Source organism: Veillonella tobetsuensis, from assembly GCF_001078375.1.
In the GTDB taxonomy this organism is placed as follows: domain Bacteria; phylum Bacillota; class Negativicutes; order Veillonellales; family Veillonellaceae; genus Veillonella; species Veillonella tobetsuensis.
In genome coordinates this window covers 1-752 of the sequence record NZ_BBXI01000037.1, presented here as the reverse complement: position 1 = coordinate 752, position 752 = coordinate 1, and the positions used below count along the sequence as shown (strand labels likewise).

Genomic DNA, 752 nt, shown 5'->3' with positions numbered 1-752 from the left:
ATTCGGAAATCTACGGGTCAAAGGTTGCTTGCACCTCTCCGTAGCTTATCGCAGCTTACCGCGTCCTTCTTCGGCTGATATCGCCAAGGCATCCACCGTACGCCCTTAAAATCTTTACTTAAAATACAATATATTTCGCGATTATCTGCGTCATACTGCGTTCGGCTTGTCTTGCGTACACTAGTACGCGGCGACTACGCCTTACTGGTATTCCTTGATACTCATCGAAATCTATTGATTTTCGATTTCATTGACATGCATTAGATACATTGTCGTTTATTTTGTAGCCGTACATTTTCATGTACGTCACCATTAAGTCAGAGAATTATTTCCTATGTGCTCGGGTCAACCTACTTAGAAATTCTAAGAGATGACCTTACAAATATATATTAATTCTTCTATGCAGTTTTCAAAGAACAAACAATTTTAGTATATAGCAGACTAGCTGTCAAATACTAAATGGTGGAGACGAGGAGATTCGAACTCCTGACCCCCTGCTTGCAAGGCAGGTGCTCTCCCAACTGAGCTACGCCCCCATGTATTAAATGGTGGGCCTAGGTGGACTCGAACCACCGACCTCACGCTTATCAGGCGTGCGCTCTAACCAGCTGAGCTATAGGCCCATTTAATATATGAGAAATTTATTATCTTGTAGATAACAGATCTCTCAAAACCGAACAATGTTAGGTGCCAAAGTGTCGACCTAAGTGACATCCAAGCTCTTGGCTCGGTGTATGTCTCCCTAGAAAGGA

General features: G+C 43.0%; 2 tRNA genes and 1 rRNA gene. All 3 read right to left on the bottom strand.

The window, feature by feature from the left end:
• Nucleotides 1-119 (bottom strand): 23S ribosomal RNA (locus VEI_RS09300); the annotation flags it as partial.
• 341 nt (nt 120-460) lie between these two features.
• A tRNA-Ala gene (locus tag VEI_RS09295) sits at nt 461-536 on the bottom strand.
• A gap of 10 nt (nt 537-546) precedes the next feature.
• A tRNA-Ile gene (locus VEI_RS09290) sits at nt 547-623 on the bottom strand.
• Nucleotides 624-752: the final 129 nt, after the last annotated feature.